A 17204-nucleotide genomic window follows, 5' to 3' on the forward strand; every position below is an offset into this window, starting at 1 on the left:
TGTCAGTTGATCCGGATGAGCTTGGCCTTGAGGACGCCGAGCATGCCGCCGTCGACGGTGGCGCCCGCGCGGCCCCTGATGTTCACGCGCGCGTTGGCCTTGACGTTCACGTTCTGGACGGCGTCGATGTTCACGTTCCGGCCCGAGATGCTCACATTGCCCTGCCCCGCGTCAACGGTGATGCCCTTCTTGTCGAGCACGACGGAGCTGAGCGGTCTGGTGCCCTTGGCGGCGTACACCGTCAGCTCGATCGATCCCTTCCGTTGGTCGACCTTGATCTCGAGACGCTCGTCGGCGGATGCGAGCCTGAGCCCGGACTGGCCCGGTGCCCTCGCGTCCAGCAGCTCCAGTCGGTGCCCCGAACGGGACACGATGGAGCGGCGGTTGACCTTGCCGGTGGTCTTGTCGATCAGCGGGCCCTTGTGGGGCGAGGGCTTGTCGACCCCGTTGTAGAGCCCGCCGATGACGTACGGGCTGTCCAGCAGGCCCTGTTCGAAGCCGACCAGGACCTCGTCGTTGACCTCGGGGCTGACGACGCCTCCGCCGCCCTTGCCGCCCCACTGCACGGTGCGCACCCAGTCGGTGGTGTACGTGTCGTCCAGCCAGGGGAACTTCAGCTTCACCGAGCCGTTCTGGGCGACGGCCGGCTCGCGTACGTCCGTCACCACGCCGATCGCCAGGCCCGGCATGCGCGGGCCACGGGCCGGTGCGTTGGCGCCGGTCACCAGGCCGGTCAGGGAGCGGTCGGGGCTGGCGCTGACCCACACCGTCGTCCGGTATCCGCCGTCCGGTTCGAGGATGTGCTGCACCGCGGTCGCCGTGTACTTGCCGGAGAAGTACTGTCCCACGTTGCCGAGCGTCACAGGCTTGCCCGCCCGCAGGAGGGGGTTGCCCTCGACCACCGCCTCCAACTCCCCGAAGCCCGCACTGACCTGGTCGGCCACCGCGTCCGCGACCGCCTTCACCTCCGCCTGGGTCCGGTACGGGGTGTCGGTGACGGTCAGCTTCGACGACTTGCCGAACCGGGCGGCGAGCGCCGGGCTCAGGCCCGGCACCACCGTGTCACTGTTCACCGACGGCGCAGGGGCCACCAGCGGCTTCTTCGTGGTGACGTTCCAGCCGCGCACCTCCACCTGCTGCGCGCCGTCGGCGGCCGACAGGGAGGCCCGTAGCGCCAGCAGGTTGCGGCCGTACTCCAGCACCATCGGGTTCTTGGCGGCCGAGGTCGACGGCGCGGGCGCCCCGGACGCCTTCTTCGGCTTGGTGAACTGCAGTAACCCCTTGTCGTCGACGCTCACCTGCGCGCCGCTCTCGGCGGCCAGGAACTGCAGGAAGTCCCAGTCGGACACGTTCGCCTGGGAGAGCTGCTTGTACATGACCGGCGCGGCCTGCACGGTGCCGACGGCCAGCCCGGCCCCGGCGGCCACCTTGCGGACGATGGCCGAGGCGGTCATGTTCCGGTACGCGACCACCTTCCGGCCCCGCTGCAGCCGGTGCGCCTTCGAATAGGCGCGCACCACCGTGAACGAGCCCGTGCGGTCCCGGTCCACCTCCAGCGCGGTCACCTCTCCGTTGAACAGCCGCTCCTTGGCCTGCCCGGTCACGGTCATCACGGAGACCTTGAGCGGGGTGCCGATGGTGATGCCGGTCTTCTTCAGGAACTCGTGGTCGGGGTCGCGGAAGGTGAGCACCGCCGCGTCCGGCAGGCCCACGTTCTCGTCGACCACACAGCTCACCAGCTGAGCGGCCCAAGCCGGCGGAAGCTCACTCGGCGCCTCCACGATGGGGTCCGCCGCGAAGGACCGGCCGTCCCGTGCCCCGCCTGTCACTGTTCCTCCTCAGCACCCGCGTCGCTCAGTGCCGGCACCACGAGTTCGGTGCCGGGCATGAGCGTCATCGGGTCGTCGATGTCGTTCGCCTCCGCGATGGCCCGCCAGGCCGTCGCGTCGCCGTATTCCTGCCAGGCCAGCAGCGCCAGGCTGTCGCCCGCCACGACGGTGTGCGTGCTGCGGGCGGTGCGCGCGCCGGACGTGGGGTTCTGGCCCGCCGGTCCGACGCTCGCCTCCTCGATCGACAGCTGGCAGGTGGCCCGTAGCGGCTTGCCGTCCACGTCGAACAGTGTGTATGTCACGGACAGGCTGGTGAGCACCCCGTCGAACGAGGTCGTCCGCGCGGTGCCCCACTCGAACCGCACCCACGGGCTGGCCGGCTTCTTGCGGCCCAGGCTGGCCTTGGTCGGCACGCAGGCCTTCATCAGCTTCTCCACCGCCTGCTCCACGGAGTTGTCGTGCTTGGCGGTGGCGTCCAGGAACACCTCGAGGCTCAGCGTGCGCGGGCCGCTGCCGACGAACTCGGGCAGCGCCGACTCCGCCGCCATACGGGACGGGGTGCGCCGCCACTCGGTGGTCTTGCTCAGCTCCAGGGTGGAGGGGTTGAACTGGAGGTTGAGCCGCGCGAGCGTCCCGCCGGGCTTCGCGCCGACCGAGGCAGGGGGCTCCTTCAGGGTCAGCTGAGCCCTGACCCGACTGGCGCGGGCTTTTTTGGGCATGCCGGGACTTCCTTTCCGGGACGATCACTCGGGCGGCGGGCGGGTCAGGAAGGGCTCAGCCCCTCGTGGGCGATCTCCAGGGTCTCCACCGCCGCCTCCGAGTTGCTGGGGTCGAACGACGGGCCCTGCCAGCGCACCGGCACGATCCCGAACACCTGCCAGCTGATGATCCGGGTGAGGTCCGGTTTCAGCGCCACGATCTCGCCGTCCTTGGGCTCCACCCGCTTCAGCGTCTCGTCGAACCATTTGGCGATCTTCGCCGTGTCCTTGGTGACCGGCCGGGTGAAGGTGATGTTCGACCAGGTCACCCGCCCGGGCAGGTTGTGGGTGAAGCCGTTGTTGCCGCCCTCGGCATAGGTCTCGATCTCGAACTCGGCGCCCATGCCGGAGCAGGTGTTGAAGGCGCCCAGATCGTTGCCGCCGATCACGAGCTTGAAGAACACGCTCGTCGCGAAGATGTTGTCCGTCATTCGTCCGTCATCCGTTCCGTGCCGGGCCTCAGCGGCGTCCGTCGTAGGGGCGGCCTGTACGTTCCCGTCCACGCCGCAGCTCGGTACGCAGCAGCCGGGCCACCGGGTCGATCAGGCGACGCGCCAGCTCGTCCAGGTCCATGCCGGGGTCCTGCGGTGTCTCCGCACGGTGGGCCGTGCGCTTGGCGGAGGCGGAATGGCCGGCGGCGGGGTTCGCGGAGCCGGCGGAACCCGGCCGCGAACGGCCGTTCCCCGTCCGGGGCTTGGCCGGTTCGGCGAGATCACCGGCCGCGGAGGCCGGCGGCCGGGGGCGCGCCGGGAGCGCCTTGTCCATACTCCCCGGGAGGTCCAAGTCGTCCGCGCTGTAGGCACGCTGGACGGAGGGTGCCGCGCCGCGGGTCCCGCCGCCCGGGGCAGCGGCCCGGGGCCGGACCACGGGGACCGGCCCCGCCGATGCCGGGGCTGACCCCTGGGTGGGCGACGGACGGTCCGCGAGCGGCGGCGACTGCGGGGCGGTGACCGGCAGGGCCCGCGCCGGGGCGGCGGCCGGGCCGGGCCCTCCGGGGGTCTCGCGGTGGGGCGGCGCGAGTTGTACGACGGGGACGCGCTGAACTGCGGCGGAGGAACCGGCCGTTCGCACGCCCGAGCTCTGCGGGGCGGAGTGCGGGGTCGCCGCCCGCTGTACCTGCGGTGTCGCCGGTCCGGGGTGTCCGGTCGCGGCCCGCTGGACCTGCGGGGCCGCCGGGGCAGGGTGCGGGGTCGCGGCTCGCTGTACCTGCGGGGCTGCCGATCCGGAGTGTCCGGTCGCGACCCGCTGGACCTGCGGGCCCGCCGGTCCGGAGCCCGCTGTCGCGGACCGCTGCACGTGAGGCGTCGCCGGAGTCGCCGGGGACGGGCCCGGCGTCGGGTGTGCGGGCGTCCCGGTGCCGCCCTGGCCCTGGGGGGCAGCCGGGTCGCCCGGCCAGCGCATCGGCACCACGGGACGGTTGCCGGAGCGAGTGGCGGTGGGCTGTGCCGCACCTTCCGGGGCCCGGGTGCTCAGGGTGAGCGGGCGCGCGGGCAGCAGCTGGAGGATGCGGGGTGCGGAGGGCGCCGCGGAGCCGGTCACGGGGAGGGGGCGCGGGTCGGCCGCGCCGGGGGGCCGGGAGGCGCCCGCGGTGCCGGGGGAACGGGGTGCCGCCGGGGCAGTGGACCGGTCGGCGGCCGAGGTCCGGGCAGTGCCGTGGGTGCGGGATGCCGCCTGGACGGAAGGTGCCGCGGAACCGGTCACAGGGGCAGGTCGCGAATCGGCCGCGCCGGGGGTCCGGGAGGCGCGGGGCGCCCCCGGGACAGTGGGCCTGTCGGCGGCCGGGGTCCGGGCGTCCGGAGCGCCTTCGGCCAGGGCGCGCGCCACCACCACCGGGCCCGGGGCGCCGGGAGTTGAGTGCTGTTGCACGCCGGGGCGTGGGGCGTTCCCGGCCGGGGGTGCGGGAGTTGTCGGGGCTGCCGTGCTCGCGGGGCCTTCGGACGCGGTGGCCGGGGACGGCGTCACCAGGGGCGTGGCGAGTCCGGTGCCATGGTCCGTGGGGTGGCCGGATGACGTGGTGTCCCCGGTGGCGGAGGGGTTAGTGACGCGGCGCTGGACGTCGACCGAGCCCAGCAGCGGCGCGTCCGTTCCGCTCTCCCCGCGCGCGGGCGGTGTGGTCTCGGTGGGCGTCCGGTCGCGGTCCGGCGCGGTTGCGGAGCCGCGGTCGTCCTGGCGGGCCGGAGCGCGCTGGACGTCCGGGCCGGACGCGGGTGGTGCGGTCTCGGTGGGCGTACGGTCGCGGCCCGGCGCGATGGCGGAACCGCGGCCGTCGTGGCGGGCCGGAGCGCGCTGGACGTCCGGGCCGGACGCGGGTGCCGGGCGGGAAGCGCGGGCGCCGGATGAGGTGGAACCGGGCACGTCGGCGCTCGGCGGCAGCGCGGGCAGCGGAGCGCCCAGGCCACCCCGCGCACGTGCCCCGGACCGACCCGCGTCGGACGTCCGGCGCGGCGCGGGGCTCTCCTGAGCCCTTCCCTGCATTCCGCCGTCCGACGTACCGCCGCCTTCCGTCTGGCGCTGCACGACGGGAAGCGCCGGACCGGGCGCGGATCCGGTGCCTGACGCGGGGCGCGGGACGGGCGTGCCCTCCGTCAACGGTGTTGCCGTAGAGGGCAGTTCGGTCAGCGGAGCACCGAGAGGGGCGCGGCTGCCCGTGCGGGTGGCGGCACGCTGTACGGGCGCCGTCGTCCCGGCCGCCGGTGCGGAGGGAGCGCCCGACGCGTCAGGGGCTGGCCGGGTGTCGGGCGCGGGAGGGGCGGCCGGTCGCACGGCGGGGACGCGGCGCGCGGGTCCGGCCTGGCGCCGGGCGACGGTCAGACGGGGCCCCACCGGGCGCGGCTGGACGGCCACGTGGGGCGCGTCGGCGCCGGAGGGAGCGGATGCCTGCGGCCGTGACCCCGTCGCCGTGCGCTGGACGGCCGGTCCGGACGTCGTACGACCCCCCGAACCTCCCGGCGACCGGGACGCGCTCCCGGAGCCCGACCCGGGCACGCCGGCACGGCCCCCGGCCGCGTCGGCGGTCGCACCCGGGACCACGGCGACCCGCCGTACCAGCGGAATCTCCCGAGCGACGGCCGAACGGCCCGTGTCGGCAGGCGTCACGACAGCGGCGGCTCCCGGCTCCGCAGCCCGTTGGACAACGGGAGCCGACGAGGAGAGTACGGCGGGAGAATCCGCGGACGTGATGCCACGGGTGCGCGGAGCGTCGGCCGAACCGCCCTGCCCCGCACCGCTGTTGTCGGCAGAACGCTGAACCACGGGCCCGGCCCCGGAGGGCGCCGAGCGGGACGTCGTACCGGAAGAACCAGAACCGGACGAACTCGAAGCCTGCCCCCCGCTGCCCAGGCCCCCCGCATCCGGCGAACCCCCGAGCGCCCCATCCGCCCCCTCCGGCCGCACCGCACGAAGCAGCAGCGGTCCCCCACCACTGCGAGTGGGCTGTGGAGCGGCCGGGCGGGTGACCCCGCGGACCAGGCCGGTCGGCGCCGTCGGCAGCAGGGCGTGGCCGAGGCCGTTGTCGAAGGACGGGTTCTGCCAGGAGGCCAGGCCCGCGCGGAAGGTCAGGCCGTCGCTCACGCCGAGCGGGGTACGGGCCACGGTGAGCGGCGGCGGCGCGGTGCGGCGCCAGCCGCCGTCCCAGTCGCCGGGCAAGGAGGAGCCGGAGGCACCGGACGTGCCCCCGCCGCCACCCGAGGGACTCGGTACAGAACCGGACGAATCGCCGGAGCCGGACCGGCCGCCTCCCCCGGCGCCGGAGCCCTCCGTACGCCGCGGGCGACCCGCGGTGTCCGCTCCGGCGGCCCGGCGGCGCAGCCTGTCCCGCCATGCCATGTGCTCAACCGCCTTCGTTCATGCGGGTGTTGATACGGGCGATCTCGGCCACCCACTGCTGGCGTTCGCCGTGGGTCAGGTCGAGGATCTCCTCGCGTTGCCAGTGGAAGTGATAGGCGATGTACGCGATCTCCTCCCGGAGCCGGGGAAGGGCGTACGTCACGATTCCCCCAGGCGCCCACCCGAGAGGTCGACCTCGAAGCCGCCCTCGCAGTGCGGGCAGGTGACCGCCGCGCGGGTGTGGCCCTCGCTGTTGACGCGGCGGTAGAAGTCCTGGAGGAACGCCACGTCGGTGGCGTACATCCGCTCCACGATCCCGGCGTGCACATCGGTGATGCCGCCGAGCCGGGTGATCACCTGGCTGAGCAGCACCACGCTCAGGTACGCCGGGTTCTCCTTGACCCGCAGGTCGATCTGGGGCCGCAGTTCGTCGCGGGCGGTGGCCAGGCGCATCGAGCCGTGCCGGTGCACCGTGCCCTCGTCGTCGACATACCCGCGCGGCAGTTCGAACTCGAACTCCGTGCGCAGCCCTTGGTCCTCGCGGCGCGGCGGGGCGGCGGCCGGGGTGGCCGCCGCCTGCTCCGACGCCGAGGCGGGCGCCGTGGCCTGGAGGATCTCGTCCAGGTTGCCCGCCGTCACCGTACGGCGCCTCATTCGACGACGATCTCCTCGAACGTGATCGTGACGGACTCGGTGGCCGCCGACGACTCGCCCGCCTTCAGCGAGGGGCCCTCCCACTTGGAGGCCCAGCCCTGCATCAACTGGATACGGCGGACCGTGTTGCCCTCGGTGTCCTTGATCTCGATGGTGAGGTTCTGCCGAGCGGAGTTGACGGCGCCGTTGTTCAGCGTCTCCTTGATCCAGTTGGTGAACTCGCTGCTCTGGTCGATTCCGCGGGTGATCGTGATCTCACCGGCCTGCCGGGCACCCGGCTGCTTGCGGATGATCTGCTTGCCGTCCTGGCTGACCTGCTTGACCTCGACGACATCCTCCTCGACGGTGAACCCGCTGATCTCCTGGATCGACTCGACCATGTAGCCGCCGAGCTGCACGCCGAAGATATGGGTGGAAAGAGAATCGCCCGTTGCCATGACTGTCTGTCACCTTTCCTTGCCGGACCCGCAGGTCACTCGTCGATGAGGCTGGTGCTGTCGGAGAACTGGGCCAGCCGGAACACCACGAACTCCGCGGGCTTGACCGGCGCGACACCGATATCGCAGATGACCCGGCCCTGATCGATGGACTCCTGCGGGTTGTTGTCACGGTCGCACTTCACGTAGAACGCCTCTTCGGCGGTACGGCCGAACAGCGCGCCCCGGCGCCACTCCTCGGTGAGGAACGCGGTGACATTGCGCCGGATGCTCGACCACAGCCGGTCGTCGTTCGGCTCGAACACCACCCACTGGGTGCCCAGGAGGATGGACTCCTCCAGGTAGTTGAACAGGCGGCGCACGTTCAGGTAGCGCCAGGCCGGGTCGGAGGAGAGGGTGCGGGCACCCCAGATCCGGATACCGCGGCCGGGGAAGGCCCGTACACAGTTCACACCGATCGGGTTCAGCAGGTCCTGCTCGCCCTTGCTGAGCCGGATCTCCAGGTCGACCGCACCGCGGATGACCTCGTTGGCGGGCGCCTTGTGCACACCGCGCTCACCGTCGCTGCGCGCCCACACACCGGCGACGTGACCGCTCGGCGGGACGGTGGTGTTGCGTCCGGCGGCCGGGTCGAAGACCCGCACCCACGGGTAGTAGAGGGTGGCGTAGCGGGAGTCGTAGCCCGCCTCGTCGTTGCGCCAGGTGCGCACCTGCTGGGCGGAGAGCCCGGGCGGGCTGTCCAGGACGGCGACCCGGTCGCCCATCTGCTCGCAGTGCGAGATCACGGCGAGCTGCACGGTGCGCACGCCCTCGGCGTCGATGTCGCCGCGCTGGTAGGCGCTCATCAGGTCCGGCACCGCGACCATGGTGATCTCGTCGATGGTCTCCAGGCCGCCGAACCCCGTGCGGGCAGCGGAGTCGCCGACGTACTCGGCGGGGTTCAGGCGGGCCACCTCGCCGGCGCCGTTCGTGGCGGGGGCGCCCGGCGCGTCGGGGACCGCCAGGGTCTGCGTGGCGGGCTTGGTCTGGGTGGCGCCGCGCTGCTCGGTGACCTCGATCAGCTTGGAGGCGCGGGCCTGGTTGACCAGGTAGCCCTTGACGTTCTTGCGGGTGGAGGCGTCGTACGTCTCCACGACCTCGTCGCCCCTGCGGACCAGCAGCTTGAAGCGGTCCTCCGGCGGGTTCTCGCCGCCTGCGTCGGCGACCTCCACCGACACCCCGGTCACGCCCGGCTTGGCCGCGACCAGGAAGCCGCCCAGCTCAATCGGCTCCACGGCCCTGGTGTCCCGCTTGCCCCGGGCGCCGTTCGAAGACGGGGCGGAGGCGTCCTCGGCGGAACCGCCGATGCGCACCACGTACGCGGCGCCGCCGCCGTTGGCGAAGTACCCGTAGACCGAGTGGGCCAGATAGGTGCCCTCGGTGAAGCCACCGAACTCCTGGGTGTACTGGTCCCAGCTGGTGACCAGCGTCGGCGCGTGGAAGGGCCCGCGCTCGGCGAACCCGACGAACGCGGCGACGGCGGTGCCGACCCCTTCGATCGGTCGGGCACCGGACTGCACCTCCTCCACGTATACGCCCGGGGTGAGGTACGTCGGCATGTTCGCTCCTTAGCGTCCTTGCTTGTCACCTGTGTCCAGGCCGAGTCTGCGGGGGCGGATGGGGCAAGTGACAGGGACCCGGGGACCTGGCCGGGGGCAAGACCGCTGCCTTTCCGTACCTTCCGCACGAACCATCCGGACATCAACCGCCTTTGCCCTCACACTGCCCCTGCGGACCTGGACGCCCCGTCGGAGCGTGCTGTCCACTGGGGGACGCAGCAGGTGTGCGCCGAAGAGGAGGCAGTAGATGCAGAGGTCCGGACGGCGTACCGAGGGGACCGAAGCCGAGCAGCCGGTGCGCGGCACGGCCGCCCGCCGGGAGACATCCTCGGCCGGCGCCGCCGTCCCGCCCCCGCTCACCGCCGACGCGCTGCGGGCGGCGCAGGGCGGCGCGGGCAACACCGCGGTCACCGGCATGATCCTCCGCCGCGCACGCACCGCGCCCATGGCGGAGGCACGGATGGCCGAGGAACACTGGCACGGCACCGGCCCGGACGAGCAGCCGGTGAAGCAGCCGGCGGTGCACGGCGTGCTGCGCTCGACCGGTCGGCCGCTGGACGGGCCGCTGCGCGCCGAGATGGAGGCTCGGCTCGGCACGGACTTCTCCGATGTCCGCGTGCACGCGGACACCGAAGCACGGCGCTCGGCAGCGGAGGTCGGGGCACGGGCATACACCTCCGGCAGCCATGTGGTCATCGGCGAGGGCGGCGGGGACAAGCACACGCTGGCGCATGAGTTGACGCATGTGATCCAGCAGCGCCAGGGAGCGGTGGCGGGAACCGACAACGGATCGGGGCTGAAGATCTCCGACCCGTCCGACCGCTTCGAGCGGGCCGCGGAAGCCAATGCCAGGCGTGTCATGTCCGGTCCGGCGCCCACGCATCATGAGGGGGCGGGGAGCCCCGCCGAGGTGGCGGCGCTGCAGAGCCCGGCGGGCAACCAGGCGGCGAGGGTGAACGTCCAGCGGGCAGGGGAAAGCCAGACGGAAGCGGACGCCCCCGCGGCGGAGAGCAGTCGGCCGAAAAACGAGGCTGCCCTGCAGGCCTCCCAGGACCCCGATGCGGTGATGGTCCGGCTCACCGCGTCGATCGAGGCCCACACGCTCCAGAAGAAACGGAAGTTCAACTTCTGGGAGCCGCACAAGAAGTGGCCGGAGGACTGGCTGCTGGAGGATACCCGGATGCGGTGGGTCCTGGAACGGCGGCTTGTCCTCGGGCTGGCCTTCCAGCAGGACGAACTCAGGGACATCGAGATCCTTTCGGAGAAGAGGCCGCGCTGGCTGAACACCGTGGGCATCGGCACCCTGGCAGAGGGCAGGCGGATCGCCGAGGGCAAGGACGCGAGCGGAAAGGGCAAGGACGAGGACAAGAGTGGCAAGGGCAAGGCAGCGGAGCGGGAACGCGCCGACTACTCGACCTGGCTGAAGCTCAGCCCGGGACGCCGCATCCTCGCCGCGACCCTCGCCTTCCAGACACAGGCGCCGGCCCCAGGAGCCGCCACGCCGATCAATCCGGCCTACACCCTGGGCCGGTTCATGCGGACCAACGGGCTGGCGCCCGACGATCCGGAACGGGAGAGGCTGGAGAACGAACGGAACGAGCAGATCCGGGACACGGCCGTCGACACCCTGGTCCCTGACAGCCTGCGCCCGGAGCAGATGCACGAGTCCGCCGGCGATCACGCGACGGAGGAGATGAGAGGGCGGGACGCCTTCGCCCGGGACGTCCTCACCAACGTCCTGCTCATCCTGCGGCACGGTCTCCAGGTCGCGGGGAAGGACGACGACAACTACGTCGACTACAAGGAGGGCGACATCATCCGGGCGCTCGCCCACGGCGGCCGCGTCAACATCCGCATCCCCGCCCTCCGTAAGGGGGAGAGCCCCAATCAGCTGCTCGACTTCCTCGGCGTCACCAAGGGAGGCACCCCGCACCAGTACACAATGGAGCGCGACTACGCCACGCACCGCTCCTCCATCGGCAAGAACAAGGACGGTGAGCCCGGCAGCTTCAAGGAGGAGGGCGGCGTCGGGGCGGCGCTGAAGAACAAGATCTCGGAGTACATCCCCGGCATGACCGATCCGGATCTGCTGGGGGTCAACTTCCCGGGCGGCGGCTTCGGAACCAAGGACTGGAACGGCGACGTCGTCCTGCCCAACGGCTCATACGGCCACATGCTCCTGGTGTTCACCGCGCCGACCGCTGACAAGGACGGCGCCCTGCTGGTCGGCCTGGAGACGGTGGCGCCCGGCGCCCGCAGCCCGGTCGGCTATCACCACGGCATCAGGTCCACGGAGGCGACCGCCAACCCCGAGTCCGTGCTGCACGGCCACAAGCCGGACAAGATCGGTGACACGAGGGTGGAACTGGGGAAGATGGGCGGGGAGGACTGGCACGGCTTCCTCCAGACACTCAAGCGGGACTGGGCGGAGAAGCTGGAGGCAGCCAAGGACACCGCCCAGAAGAGGAAGCTGTACGAGGAACTGGTCGGCCCGCGGCCGTAAGACGTCGTGGGGGGGGCGCGCGCTGATCGCCGGGCAGCCACCCACGCGGCCCGCCCTTCAGACGCCGGTGGCCTCCGCCGGATACGGCCCGAACTCGCCCTCCAGCACCAACCGTCCGAGCTTGCGGTACTCCTGTGCGACCGCCGTCACCACCTGCCGCATGGTGAGCGGCCCGCCGGACTCCGCGGCGAGGTAGGCCGCGATGACCGCGCAGGCGTGAGCATCATCCCAGCGAACCAGGCGTACCGGCAGGCACCCCTCGAAGTCGCGGTCCATGATGGGTTCGCCGCCGGTGATCTGGAGCCAGAGGACCCCGGCCTCGCGCATGATGTCGAGCAGCCGGACCTTGTCCTCCCAGCCGAGGCCGACGGCCGGTCGTTCACCGAGGTAGCAGTGCGGGCAGCCGTAGTTGCAGCGCCGAGGTTGATCTCCCAGGAGGCCCGGTAGTAGCCATACGTGGACGGTTCGCGGACCAGAACCGTGCCCTGCATGGGCAGTCCGGCGACGTCGAGGCCCCACGTGTCAGCGGCGGTGTCGGCCGCCCAGCGGGGGAACGGTCTGTCCAGCGAACTGCGGCAGCCCGGAGCTGCTCGTAGTGGCCGACCGGGATGCGAGTGCTGGACCGGGCACCCGGGCGGAGCAGCAGGTGGCCGTCGAGAAACGGACTGGCGATCAGCTTGTGCAGTTCCTTGGTGACTTCGCACTTCTGCCCGGTCGTCAGCAGTCGACTGTCACCGCCGTCAGACGTCGCCGTCCTCGCCGTACGGCGCCCAACACCGCCCGCAGCGTGGCGGGATGTACAGGCCCGAGTCGCGCGGCGGACGCGATGTGCGGGGCGGGAGGGCGGCCAGGAGGTCGCGGGCCTGTTCGGCGACGTGGGGCGAGTCGATTTCGCGGGTGTCGTCCAGCGTATGCACGGCCCGGAGCCAGCGGCGCAGCAGGTCGGGGTCGTGGCGGGCCGCGCGTTCGATCCGGGCCGAGTCCAGCGGGTGTACGGCGGGCAGTTCGAGCTGGGGCGCGTTGGCGGGTGCCTCCCTCGTTGTGCAGATGGGCGTGGAGCCTGCGGCTGAGATGGGTGTCGCTCGCGACGGCCTCGCGGTAGTACAGGGCCAGGACCCGTTGCCGCCACTCGGTGTAAGCGAGGGTCAGCTCGTCGGGGTCGTATCCGTCGGTGGCCAGGTCGTGGAGGCGGCCGACAGCCGCCAGGCCCATCGCGACGCCGCGGCCGCGCGTGGGGTTGGTCGTCATGGGCGCGGCCCCGGCCTGTACAGGCCCCGCACCAGTGGGCGGCCGTCCACGACGAGTCGGCGCATCCGGTTGTCGTGGGCACCGGTGGCGAAGACGGGAGTCGTCGCAGCCATCAGCCGCTTCCAGTCGGCGAAGCGGTCGTTGGCGGCGAGTACGAGCAAGCTGATCACCCTGCACAGCCGCACCTCACGGGGCTGTGCAGACATTCTGAAGCGCCACGAGCCCTGCGCCGGCCAAGCCGCGCCCCGGGCCCCTCGTTCAGAAGGACCCCTTCCTGGCGCTTCCCGCGGTCGGGGCCGGACGGCTGGGCAGCCCGGAGCCACCCAGCAGCGCCGCCATGGTTGCCGCGCGGTATTCATCCTTGGTCGGCATCTCCTGCTTGCTGGTGTCCAGCTCCTCCAGCTCGGTCATCTCGGCGATCGTCTTGAACGGGCTCGTGGTGCTGAACTCCCTGCCCTCCGGCGGCTGCTCGGGCGCCCGGGTGACCTTGAACTTGGCACCGGGTGGGAAGACCGTCTCACCTTCGCTCTTCGCAACCACGTTGACCGCTGACGACATCTCGCCGCCGTGATACCCCTGCGCGTCGATGGAGAGCGTGACCACGTACACGGCACTCTCCGGGAGGTCCAGCGTCGCGCCGAGCCGCCGCGTCGTCGACTCGAACTGCACCGCCGTGTACTCCTTGCCCTCCTCGAACTGCCTGGCGTAGTCGTCGAACTTGTCGCGGGTCTTGAAGGACAGCGTGCGCTGCACCTTCTGCTTGGTCTTGGCGGTTTTCGCCAGACCTTTGATCATCTCGGACGTTTTATCGGCCACCGGATACCGCTTGCGGGCGTCCCCACTGCGCAGCGCCTCGTTCCACTCCTTGTACTCGCCGCCCTGGTACTTGTCGAAAAGATTCACCTGCTCATCGGTCAGATCCCACTCCTTGCGCAGCTTGGACCTCAGCAGCCGGACCAGGTCCGCGCCGCTGCTGACGTCATGGTTCTGTGTCGTGTCCTCGACCAACTCACTCAGCGCCTTCATCTCGGACGGGGTGAGGGCCGCCGACTGGGCCTCGAGCACGTGGTCCTGCGCCTGCTCCAGTGTCAGCTTCTCACCCTCGTACGTCAGCGCCCGCTGCACGGGAGCAGCGTGGCCCGACGCGCTCCGCACCGCTGCATCACCCCCGGACGGCGACGGATGGACAGCGCCGGGCGCATCCCCGGCGGCCGGCACCGGGCGGCGCATCGCTTGCACCGCTGAACGCTGCACCGAAGGCGGCATCGCCTGCTCGTGACCGCATCCGACGCCGTGCGCATGCCGGGTCTCGTCCAGAGCGCGCACCACCGCGGCGTTCCCGGCGCTGCGTTGCAGGTTGAGGAGCGCGCCGCTGTCCATGCCGCCCGCCCCGGGTCGGACCGGTCCCAGCCCGGTCCCGCGCGAGCGGGCGGCCGAAGCGCGGCGCGGCTGGGCGTCCTGCTGTGCCCTGTCCGGCTCGTAGGAACGCATGGGACTTCCCTCCGTTGGCGTGACGCGGTATGCCCGCCAAGAATATTGCCCGCGGCGCGGTCCGGAAGGTACTGTCGGGCGCCCTCGGGGGAAGTCTCCCGTGCCCGGACCGGCCGGTCCCGGACCGGCCCAGGAGGGGACGGTCGTCCCCGGGGTCGCCCTCGTGGCCATTCATTCAGCCGGTGGCGAGCTGCCAGATGGCGATCGCCGTGAACAGGTTGCCGACCGAGAGAAGAAGCACGACGCTCTTGATCTGTCTCCCGGTGAGATCGATTCGCGCGGTCTTCGGGGCGCCGGGAGGGTAGCGCACCGCGACGACGTGGTGCGTGAGGAACGGCGGCGTTTACGGCGGCGGCGCAGGGCCCGGCTCCGTGCGGCTGAACTGGGCCGCTCCGGGGGGGGCTGACCACCAGGACCCACCTCACGGCCGAACTCCGGTGCTGGCCGCTGCCGTTCGTCCGCACGCCGGGACAGGCCGCTGACAGCCCTCGCTTTGTCCCGGTGCTGGAGGGCGTCAAGGTGCGTGGCTCGGTCGGCCGACCGCGCACCCGGCCTGGCGCTGTCGCGGCGGACAGCCCCTGCTCACCGCCCCGGGAGACGGAAGCCAGCGCGCCGCCCACCCTCACGCGCTCACGGCGTCCGCCATGTATGGGCCGAACTCGCCCTCCAGGACCAGCCGTCCGAGCTTGCGGTACTCCTGTGCGACCGCCGTCACCACCTGCCGCATGCTGAGCGGGCCACCGGACTCCGCCGCGAGGTAGGCCGCGGTGACCGCGCAGGCGCGGATGGAGCCGCCGGCCAGTTCGAAGCGGTCCGCGCAGAAGGCGAGGTCCAGGTCGTCAGCGCGGGGCAGCCGGTCGCCCAGGCAGCGGTCCCACAGGGCGAGGCGGTGGCCGGCGTCGGGCACGGGGAAGTCCGCCACGACATCCAGGCGGCGGGTGAACGCCTCGTCCAGGTTGGCCCGCAGGTTGGTGGTGAGCACCGCGATGCCGTCGAACGACTCCATACGCTGGAGCAGGTACGCCGACTCGATGTTGGCGTGCCGGTCGTGGGCGTCCTTCACCTCCGAGCGCTTGCCGAAGATCGCGTCGGCCTCGTCGAAGAGCAGCACCGCGTTGACCGCGGAGGCCTCGGTGAAGATCCGCTCCAGGTTCTTCTCGGTCTCGCCGATGTACTTGTCCACAACTGTGGACAGGTCCACCACATACAGATCCATGCCCAGGTCCGCGGCGACGACCTCCGCGGACATGGTCTTGCCGGTGCCCGACTCGCCCGCGAACAGCGCGATCACACCGCGTCCCCGGCCGCCGCCGGGCCGCATCCCCCACTGCCCGAGCACCTGCTCACGGTGACGGGCGCGCAGCGCGAGTTCCCGCAACCGCCGGTGGGTGGTGGGCGGGAGCACCAGGTCGTCCCACCCGACGCCCGGTTCCACGCGGCGGGCCAGCCGGTCCAACCCCGCCCCGTTCTGCGCGCGTACGGCGGCCCGCACATCGTCGGGACGCACCGCACGGCCCGCCAGAGCAGCCGTACGCACCGCCACATCAGCGGCCCGACGCAACTGCCCGGCATCCAGCCGATGCGCGGCAACGGCCAGCGCCAGCTCCTCGGCGTCCCCGATCGCGACGCCGTCCCCGGCGACTCGGGCGAGCTCGTCGCCCTCACTGACCGTGGCACCATCCCCGGCGGCTCGGGAAAGCGCGTCGGCGTCGTCCGGCGCGGAGCCGTCACCGGCGGTCCGAGCGAACCCGTCGACGGCCCCGGTCACCGAGCCGTTGCCGGCCGCCCGTTCCAGGGCGTGCCGCCAGCGCACGGCCTGCCGCTCCGGAGAGGGCGCGGGCACGGTCAGGACGACAGGGGTGTCGGCCGCCCACTCCGGGGCCCAGCCGCCGGTGCCGTGGGTGAACAGGGGGATTCCGCGTAGTGCCGCGCACAACGCCCAGAGCGTACGGGCCCGTTCGGCGGGTTCCGCGGGCAGCGACTCCAGCGGGCCGAGGACGACGCCGGCGCCGGTCAGACGGGCTTCGCGGGCGGTCGCCCGGGCCAGCTCCGGCACCTCGGCCCGGCGCCGGGCGAGTGCCACAGCGTCCAGGGCGAGCGGGCGCAGCCCCGCCGCGTGCAGGGCGGCGGCGGCGAGTCCCTCGGCGTCGCCGCCGCGGCTGCGCAGATGGACGAGACCTACGCCGGTCATGGCCGCCGCGGCCGTCAGCTGGACGTCCGCCTCCTCCGCCGTCGGGTCCTCCCGTGCCTCGCCGAGCACCCCGGCGAGCCGGGCGTGGGGCTGCGCGCTGCCCAGCAGGTGCCCGGTCACCCGGTCGGGGACCACCAAAACCCGGGACAGCGGCGGCCGTTCCTCCTCGGTGACCTCCACCAGACCGCCCTCGATCAGCGGCGCTCCCGGGGCGAGCCGGAACCGGGCGGGTGCCGCGCCGGTGAGCCCGCACAGCTCCAGGGCCAGCCCGACCGTGGGCCGGCGGCGGGTCAGGTCGTCGTTGAGATAGCCGTAGAGCCGCTCGAACCGCGCGTCCAGATCCGGCGCCACCGCGACCAGGAGCAGGTCCAGATCGAGGGGGGACAGGCCGAACCGCCGGGCCAGTGCGTCGAGTACGGAACCGGCCGGCGGCTGCCAAGGCTCCTGGCCGGGTACGTCGAGACCACCCGGCTCGTCCAGGATCCGCGCCGCCGCCTCGGGCGTGAGGTACTGCCCCCGGTACGGATCCTCGGGATCCGGATCCCCGGCCCGCCGTACCCCCACCGCATACCGCACCCGCTCCTCGACCGCACGAAGTCGCGTCCACAGGGGGTCGATGGCGGAAGGGAGGGGGTCGATGGCGGGGCCGGCCACGACGTCCGGTTCGGCT

At 72.3% G+C, this 17204-nt stretch carries 15 protein-coding genes and 1 pseudogene; 2 read left to right on the forward strand and 14 right to left on the reverse strand.

What is annotated here, in order from left to right; genetic code table 11:
- Positions 1-2: 2 nt before the first annotated feature.
- From ACZ49J_RS34275 to ACZ49J_RS34310, 8 genes are all read right to left on the reverse strand, one after another.
- Positions 3-1829 (reverse strand): VgrG-related protein, encoded by a 1827-nt coding sequence (locus ACZ49J_RS34275; RefSeq protein WP_467454417.1) that lies wholly within the window; start codon positions 1827-1829, stop codon positions 3-5.
- A complete protein-coding gene (locus tag ACZ49J_RS34280) occupies positions 1826-2548 on the reverse strand; it encodes a CIS tube protein (RefSeq protein ID WP_467454418.1) in 723 nt (240 codons plus the stop codon). Before ACZ49J_RS34280 ends, ACZ49J_RS34275 begins: the two co-directional genes overlap by 4 nt.
- Before the next feature lie 44 nt (positions 2549-2592).
- Positions 2593-3018: a phage tail protein gene (locus ACZ49J_RS34285; protein ID WP_467454419.1), complete on the reverse strand. Its 426-nt coding sequence runs from the start codon at positions 3016-3018 to the stop codon at positions 2593-2595.
- Positions 3019-3046: 28 nt separating this feature from the next.
- Positions 3047-5104, reverse strand: a complete 2058-nt coding sequence (locus ACZ49J_RS34290; protein ID WP_467454420.1) for a DNA polymerase III subunit gamma/tau domain-containing protein — start codon at positions 5102-5104, stop codon at positions 3047-3049.
- A gap of 1312 nt (positions 5105-6416) precedes the next feature.
- Positions 6417-6575 (reverse strand): DUF6760 family protein, encoded by a 159-nt coding sequence (locus ACZ49J_RS34295; RefSeq protein ID WP_163014002.1) that lies wholly within the window; start codon positions 6573-6575, stop codon positions 6417-6419.
- Positions 6572-7066: a hypothetical protein gene (locus ACZ49J_RS34300; RefSeq protein ID WP_467454421.1), complete on the reverse strand. Its 495-nt coding sequence runs from the start codon at positions 7064-7066 to the stop codon at positions 6572-6574. Before ACZ49J_RS34300 ends, ACZ49J_RS34295 begins: the two co-directional genes overlap by 4 nt.
- Positions 7063-7503 carry a phage tail protein gene (locus tag ACZ49J_RS34305; protein ID WP_467454422.1) on the reverse strand — a complete coding sequence of 147 codons (441 nt, stop codon included), beginning with the start codon at positions 7501-7503 and terminating at the stop codon, positions 7063-7065. Before ACZ49J_RS34305 ends, ACZ49J_RS34300 begins: the two co-directional genes overlap by 4 nt.
- A gap of 35 nt (positions 7504-7538) precedes the next feature.
- Positions 7539-9101 carry a phage tail sheath family protein gene (locus ACZ49J_RS34310; protein ID WP_467454423.1) on the reverse strand — a complete coding sequence of 521 codons (1563 nt, stop codon included), beginning with the start codon at positions 9099-9101 and terminating at the stop codon, positions 7539-7541.
- Between the two features lie 247 nt (positions 9102-9348).
- Between ACZ49J_RS34310 and ACZ49J_RS34315 the strand changes: the two genes are divergently transcribed.
- A complete protein-coding gene (locus tag ACZ49J_RS34315; protein ID WP_467454424.1) occupies positions 9349-11604 on the forward strand; it encodes an eCIS core domain-containing protein in 2256 nt (751 codons plus the stop codon).
- A gap of 57 nt (positions 11605-11661) precedes the next feature.
- On the opposite strand, the gene ACZ49J_RS34320 is transcribed toward ACZ49J_RS34315, so the two are convergent.
- From ACZ49J_RS34320 to ACZ49J_RS34340, 5 genes are all read right to left on the reverse strand, one after another.
- Entirely contained in the window at positions 11662-11931 is a 270-nt protein-coding gene (locus tag ACZ49J_RS34320) for a hypothetical protein (protein ID WP_467454482.1), read from the reverse strand.
- 413 nt (positions 11932-12344) lie between these two features.
- Positions 12345-12521 (reverse strand): hypothetical protein, encoded by a 177-nt coding sequence (locus ACZ49J_RS34325; RefSeq protein ID WP_467454425.1) that lies wholly within the window; start codon positions 12519-12521, stop codon positions 12345-12347.
- A gap of 327 nt (positions 12522-12848) precedes the next feature.
- On the reverse strand, positions 12849-13058 hold the full coding sequence (locus ACZ49J_RS34330) for a hypothetical protein (protein WP_467454427.1): 210 nt from the start codon (positions 13056-13058) through the stop codon (positions 12849-12851).
- 52 nt (positions 13059-13110) lie between these two features.
- Positions 13111-14232 (reverse strand): ADP-ribosyltransferase, encoded by a 1122-nt coding sequence (locus ACZ49J_RS34335; protein ID WP_467454428.1) that lies wholly within the window; start codon positions 14230-14232, stop codon positions 13111-13113.
- Between the two features lie 286 nt (positions 14233-14518).
- The gene (locus ACZ49J_RS34340; RefSeq protein WP_467454483.1) at positions 14519-14653 is read right to left on the reverse strand and encodes a hypothetical protein; all 135 of its coding nucleotides are present in this window, start codon (positions 14651-14653) and stop codon (positions 14519-14521) included.
- 21 nt (positions 14654-14674) lie between these two features.
- Between ACZ49J_RS34340 and ACZ49J_RS34345 the strand changes: the two are divergent.
- Positions 14675-14928 (forward strand): annotated as a pseudogene (locus ACZ49J_RS34345) (IS5/IS1182 family transposase); the annotation flags it as partial.
- Between the two features lie 37 nt (positions 14929-14965).
- Here the strand turns inward: ACZ49J_RS34345 and ACZ49J_RS34350 are convergent.
- Entirely contained in the window at positions 14966-17188 is a 2223-nt protein-coding gene (locus ACZ49J_RS34350) for an AAA family ATPase (RefSeq protein WP_467454476.1), read from the reverse strand.
- Positions 17189-17204: the final 16 nt, after the last annotated feature.

The sequence above is a fragment of the Streptomyces sp. NPDC030840 genome (genome assembly GCF_055572015.1).